The organism is Psychrobacter sp. 1044, from assembly GCF_904846525.1.
GTDB lineage: Bacteria > Pseudomonadota > Gammaproteobacteria > Pseudomonadales > Moraxellaceae > Psychrobacter.
The window spans coordinates 215,448-221,531 of sequence record NZ_CAJHAZ010000004.1 but is presented as its reverse complement, the minus strand read 5'-3'; the positions used below and the strand labels follow the sequence as shown (position 1 = coordinate 221,531).

General features: G+C 41.6%; 5 protein-coding genes. All 5 read right to left on the bottom strand.

The annotated features are described in order from the left end of the window. Window positions 1-798: 798 nt before the first annotated feature. The 5 genes from JMX82_RS04380 to proB all read right to left on the bottom strand — a co-directional run bounded on the left by JMX82_RS04380 (window position 799) and on the right by proB (window position 6,058). Complete coding sequence (locus JMX82_RS04380; RefSeq protein ID WP_087814601.1) at window positions 799-1,206, bottom strand: ATP-dependent Clp protease adaptor ClpS; 408 nt, start codon at window positions 1,204-1,206, stop codon at window positions 799-801. A gap of 102 nt (window positions 1,207-1,308) precedes the next feature. Next, window positions 1,309-2,175: a hypothetical protein gene (locus JMX82_RS04375; RefSeq protein WP_201539615.1), complete on the bottom strand. Its 867-nt coding sequence runs from the start codon at window positions 2,173-2,175 to the stop codon at window positions 1,309-1,311. Window positions 2,176-2,276: 101 nt separating this feature from the next. Then, on the bottom strand, window positions 2,277-3,344 hold the full coding sequence (gene argC / locus JMX82_RS04370; RefSeq protein ID WP_201539614.1) for an N-acetyl-gamma-glutamyl-phosphate reductase: 1,068 nt from the start codon (window positions 3,342-3,344) through the stop codon (window positions 2,277-2,279). 110 nt (window positions 3,345-3,454) lie between these two features. Next, window positions 3,455-4,591: a uroporphyrinogen decarboxylase gene (hemE, locus tag JMX82_RS04365; RefSeq protein ID WP_045445031.1), complete on the bottom strand. Its 1,137-nt coding sequence runs from the start codon at window positions 4,589-4,591 to the stop codon at window positions 3,455-3,457. A gap of 294 nt (window positions 4,592-4,885) precedes the next feature. Beyond that, a complete protein-coding gene (proB, locus tag JMX82_RS04360; RefSeq protein WP_201501596.1) occupies window positions 4,886-6,058 on the bottom strand; it encodes a glutamate 5-kinase in 1,173 nt (390 codons plus the stop codon). Window positions 6,059-6,084 lie beyond the last annotated feature (26 nt).

The following is a 6,084-nucleotide window of genomic DNA, read 5'->3' as shown; positions in this document are numbered from 1 at the left end:
AGTGAGTAAGTCATGATAATTGAGTATATCTGTTGAGATGTTTTATCTTATAACATTTTTATACTTAATGCACTATAACGACTTCCTACGGTTATACCTATCTTTATAATTGATAGCTTTATGAATGAGTTAGTAAGTAAATCAGGGCGACAGATGGATTGTTCAAGGGCTAAATCTGTATTATCAAAAGACAGCGCTAAATGATATTGACCATGTATTACTCAAGTAGCAGTGCTATCTACTTATCACCAATTAAGCGTTTTGATCACTCATACTTGCTTTTCTTTATCTCAACACGATACTTAAGAAGAGTCAATCTATTAACACAGACTAAAATGTATCAAGGCGTACTGCGCATCAATATTTATAGTAACGAAATAGCATGAAAGCTTCAAAAGCTGAGAAAATAAAGGAGAAATCGGTAATAGAATAATAAATGAGAGAATGAAAGATACAAATGACTTTTTTAAGCCATCAGCTGATTAAATTATAGAAAAATTCAAGTTAATAGGATGACTAGAAAATGATACGAGTGCAGCAATCATTTCTATAAAATTTAGACAGCTGTTTGATGTGATGACTTAATATAGATAAGGGTATATTAAAGAAAAATCAAGGTTAGGAAATTTTTATAATAAGGAATTTATGAGTGACTGCTTGGATACAGAGTACCTATCAAGCTCACAATGAGCGGTTTTTAGAGCTTTACAGGGTTTATAAACGATAAAACCATTGGAAATAATAAGATAAAAACACGAAAACAAGATAAAACTTTAAATTCATATTTACGCTATTTTCTTATTCGCCTTGATGTGGCTCAATCTGGGTCAATAATGGATAGCCTTCACGATGTGCCAGACTGTTTACTTTTTTGGCTTTGGTCTCAGCGATATCTTTCGGATAGATACCAGCAATGCCTTTGCTACTGTTATGAATCGTTAGCATAACTTCGACTGCCGAATCCATACTATGACGAAATTCAGACTGTAAAATATAAACGACGAACTCCATCGGCGTATAATTATCATTATACATAACGACGGCATACATAGGCGGCTTAGCCACTTCTGGCTCTGCAACCAGTACATCTGCTTGTGGCGAGGTTTCGCCGTCCGTATCACCATCTTGTGCACGATGAGCAGGTATAGTTGGAAAGTGCCAATCAGCAACAGTTGGCAACGCTTGCAATAGGGTTTGTTTTATCATAATTGGCATACAAATTAATGGTTATATTTATAACAGAATAAGGAGCGCTAACAGAGGTTGGCAAATGCAATGCTTATTATAGCGCTCTTAAATATGAATAGATTAAGGCTCAATCGGACTTTCGTCGACTTCAGGTAAATCTAAAAGTGATAACGGCATATTATCAACTCGGTCGCCAAGCTTCCAATCATAGAGCTGCTCCACTTGTTGCCCGCCAGCTTGTAAGCTGAGTTTGACTTGTAACGGTTTAAAGCCTGATGGCATCATGAAACGACCACGAATACGAACGATACCTTCAATAGTATAAACTGGAGGATCTAGCGGCACCTCTACAAAATCATCGTCATTGAGCAACGTCAACGTTGGCTTTAGGCGTTTGGCTTTGCCATCGCTAGCAAGCATGCCTATATCGAAACCATATTCGAAGGCATTTTCAGGTAATGGCTCAATCTTTGCCGCTATCACCTGTAGAGGCATGCCGCCTTTGTCACGAAGGACATCAGCATATAATTCATTCAGTTGAGAGACCTGTCTATTCTCAACCGTTAATTCTTGCTGGTTTTCACGCAACTCTTTGATGTTTGCCAAGCTAATCGCCAGCTCCTGCTTAGCAGTAGCGGCTTGATTGGCCGCTATTTTATGACTAAGACGTAAATCTTCAAGCGCTTTTGTTGCCTCAGTGCTATTGACCATCGCTTGCTTGGTTTCAGTTTGCATAGAATGAAAGCCACGCTGATATCCTAATTTATGACCGAATATCAATCCAACAATGGCAGTCACCAATATGACAACGACAAAGAGAGCCAACACCAATGTGGATGCCCCTTGTTGGGTACCACCTACCTTAGTTACTGAACTAGCATTGGTTTTAAGAGAATGCGGACTACGCTCTAAATGATACAAATCAGAGTCTTTGCACGATGAAAGTGCGGGCTGTGAGCAAAAGCGTCGTACAAGCTTGACACGCATTTAGACAATATCTCTTAACAGTAATGGCAATATTATAGCGGAATTTATAATCAATACCTAGCACCATAAATGTGAATGATTTGACCACAGCTAAACATCTGCTACGGAACAATAGGTGCAAAGTTTAGACCCATTGTTTCATCGAATCCGAACATGACATTCATATTTTGTACCGCTTGTCCTGCAGCGCCTTTTACCAAATTGTCTTGTACGACAATTACTGTTAATTCAGCCCGTTCATTGTTTTGATGCACAGCAATGCGTAAACGGTTACTGGCACGGACACTACGGGTATCTGGATAAATACCTTTTGGCATGACATCAATAAACGCTTCTGATTCATAGCATGTTTCAAATATCTGCTGCCAATCAATAGCAGCACCCGCATCCGTCAGCTCAAGATGAATAGAGCTCAGCATGCCACGTATCATCGGCACAAGGTGCGGTAAAAAACGAACGCGATGGGTGAACTGACTGTCTAATAACTGCGCCACGCCTTGCTCAATCTCGGGCAGGTGACGATGTCCTTCAACGCTATAAGCTTTAAAGTTATCAGTAGTTTCAGCATAATTAAGCGCAAGTGAAGCTTGGCGACCAGCGCCAGAAACACCAGACTTTGCATCGATAACAATGCGTGATTCCACCAATCTCTCTGCTTGCTTATTTTGCATATCGATTATTGGTTTCAAACCCAAAATAGCGGTAGTCGGATAACAACCAGGATTACCGACGACTAAAGCAGTGGCAAGTTTATCTCGATTCACTTCAGGTAAACCATAGACAGCTGTCTTTAGCAGCTCAGGACAGGCATGCGACTGCTGATACCAGTGTTCAAAATCGGACAGTGACTGTAAACGAAAATCAGCAGCCAAGTCAATGACTTTCACACTGGCTTGCGTTAGCGCCTCTGCTTGCTTCATCGCTACGCCATGTGGAGTGGCAAAAAAGACCACATCACACTTTTGCAGTGTTGCAAGCGTCTCGTCACCCAAGTCGCTAAAGACAATATCTGATATACCGCGTAAGCTTGGAAATATCTCATCAGCGCGTGTACCAGCTTCGCTACGCGAGGTTAGCAAATCAATAGATACTTCAGGATGCGCAGATAACAAGCGAATCAGCTCAATACCCGTATAACCTGTGCCACCAACAATCGCTGCTGAAATCATAAGATATTCCTTTTTATTTTACTTGGTAAATATCAGTATTTGTTAAACAAATCTTAGATAGAAAGCTCGCTTATATACCTGAACTTTGTCATTTTTGGATTCTAACGGCTTTAGATTTTATAATCGTGCACCGCATCGATAAATACTTTGGCATTGTCAGGATTAACCCACTGCGTAATACCATGACCTAAGTTTGCTATATAACCCGTTTTTTCGCCGCTCGCATAAGCACTGTCAAGCATTGCATTTACTTCAGCACGAATCGTCGCAGGTGAACCATACAATGTTGCTGGATCCAAGTTACCTTGAATGGCTTTACTACTCTGTAGTTTTTTATGCTGTTTGGTCAATTGACGCTGACTTTCAGCCAATACTTGGCGTGCACGATCAATGGGCATCGTCCAATCTAACCCTAAAACATCGGCTTGACTATCTGCTTGCACATCCAACCATAACCCACCACCTTTGGTAAATAATACCACTGGTATCTGCGGATGGCGTACTTTTAATTCAGCGACGATACGCTTATTATAAGCATGAGAAAAATCAATAAACTGACGATGGCCAAGCGCCCCGCCCCAACTATCAAAAATCTGTAAAATTTGAGCACCAGCGACCACTTGTGCATCTAGATAATCAATGACCGAAGTGGCTAATTTATCTAATAATTGATGCAAGAAATCAGGGTTGCTATACAAAAATCCTTTAGTATAACGATAGTCTTTTGAGCTGCCGCCTTCAATCATGTAGGTGGCCAATGTCCATGGACTACCAGAGAAACCAAATAAAGGCACTTGACCATTTAGTGCTTTGCGGATGCTCGTCACCGCACGCATGACATAATCAAGAGAATCATTGGGTTCAAGTACTGGCAATCTATCTAAGTCTGCTTGCGTACGAATAGGATGTTTAAACTTAGGGCCTTCGCCCGCCTCAAAGTATAAGCCTAGACCCATAGCGTCAGGTATGGTCAAAATATCGCTAAATAAGATAGCAGCATCTAAATCATAACGGCGTAGTGGCTGTAAAGTGACTTCAGTAGCGCGGTCCGTATCTTTGCACAGACTCATAAAGTCGCCCGCTTCTGCACGAGTGGCCTTATATTCTGGTAAATAACGACCAGCTTGACGCATCATCCAGACTGGCGTGGTGTCTATTGATTCAAAGCGTAATGCCCGTAACAATCTGTCGTTCTTTAAAGGCGCAAATTCTTGCTGGATCGAGTTACTATTGTCTGAAGCACTCATGTACAAATCTCCAAAACAACACCGCATTCATGATTATCAATGAATACGGTGCTGGATAAAATAAGTTGAATAAAAGAATATTAAAACGTTTAGATAGCGACAACCTATGCTAAAAAAACCACAAATAATGAGGCATTAGTTAATAACAATTTATTGGTTAATATCCCTCGTGTTAAAAATCATAAGAATAATAATCATTAAAAGTATTTGTATTTTTTAGAGCGTCATTTGCCGTTAGTCTTTAATCAATAATATCGTGCTCATATTTGAAATCGGATGAATACCATCAATGGTCTACATGGTCAGCGCTAAATTATCACGGTGTACCATGACCACACGCTCTTCATTATTACCAAGAATTCTATCAAACTGCTCAGTACGCTCACGAGCCACTCGGCAAGCATCACGAGAGGAGAAGTTCACTTGTCCAACCGCTAAACGCTCGCCCGTATCTTGATGCACCACCTCAACCACGTCACCTTCATCGAAATCACCGCGTACTTCTACGACGCCGACCGGTAGCAAGCTCTTGTGATGCTCGACTACTGCTTTTGCTGCGCCTGCATCGACTATTAGAGTGCCTGACATACGTAAATGTGCGGCAAGCCATTGTTTACGTGCAATGATTTTGTCTTGATCATTGGTGGTCAACAAAGTACCGACCGCTTCGCCTGATACCACACGAGTGATAACATCATCGATAGCACCGCTCACGATAACGGTTGGACAGCCACCCATTGCAGCGAGACGACCAGCACGAATTTTGGTCAGCATACCGCCGCGACCAAGCTTGCCACCATCTCCTGCAATATCAAATAAGTAATCCGCCATCGCACGCTCTTGGCGAATCATTTTTGCATTAGGATTGTCACGTGGGTTGTCCGTAAACACCCCCTCTTGATCGGTTAAAATGATATATAAATCGGCATTGACCATCGCCGCTGCCATCGCGCCCAAAGTATCATTATCACCAAATTTAATTTCATCAATGGTAATAGTGTCGTTTTCATTAATCACTGGGAGCACGCGCCATTCTAATAATTGTGTCAACGCGCCCGTCGTATTGAGATAACGGCTACGATTAGACAAATCATCATGTGTTAGTAGCAGCTGCGAGCTTTGAATACCATGTTGGATTAATGCTGACCACCACGTTTCAATCAAACCCATTTGACCAATAGAAGCACAGGCCTGTAGTGCTGCTAGTTTCTTCGGGCGCTCCTCAAGATTCATTCGTACCACACCTTCAGCAACGGCACCTGACGATACTAGCAGTACTTCGACGCCTTGCTTGTGCAATTTAGCGATCTGCTTTGCCCACTCGTATATGGCAGTTCGATCCAGCCCTCGACCGTTATTGGTTAACAACGATGAGCCAATCTTGACAATAACGCGCTGAATATCAAAGTTGCGAGTTTGTTTAATAAACCTTGCTTCTTCGGTCGTGTTTTCTATGTCACCTGCCATATAAACTCCTGTCTCTCATGTGAATT

Bases quoted from the DNA above. Each gene is read 5' to 3' on its own strand.
- JMX82_RS04380 (WP_087814601.1), bottom strand. From the start codon at position 1,206: ATGATAAAACAAACCCTATTGCAAGCGTTGCCAACTGTTGCTGATTGG.
- JMX82_RS04375 (WP_201539615.1), bottom strand. From the start codon at position 2,175: ATGCGTGTCAAGCTTGTACGACGCTTTTGCTCACAGCCCGCACTTTCA.
- argC (WP_201539614.1), bottom strand. From the start codon at position 3,344: ATGATTTCAGCAGCGATTGTTGGTGGCACAGGTTATACGGGTATTGAG.
- hemE (WP_045445031.1), bottom strand. From the start codon at position 4,591: ATGAGTGCTTCAGACAATAGTAACTCGATCCAGCAAGAATTTGCGCCT.
- proB (WP_201501596.1), bottom strand. From the start codon at position 6,058: ATGGCAGGTGACATAGAAAACACGACCGAAGAAGCAAGGTTTATTAAA.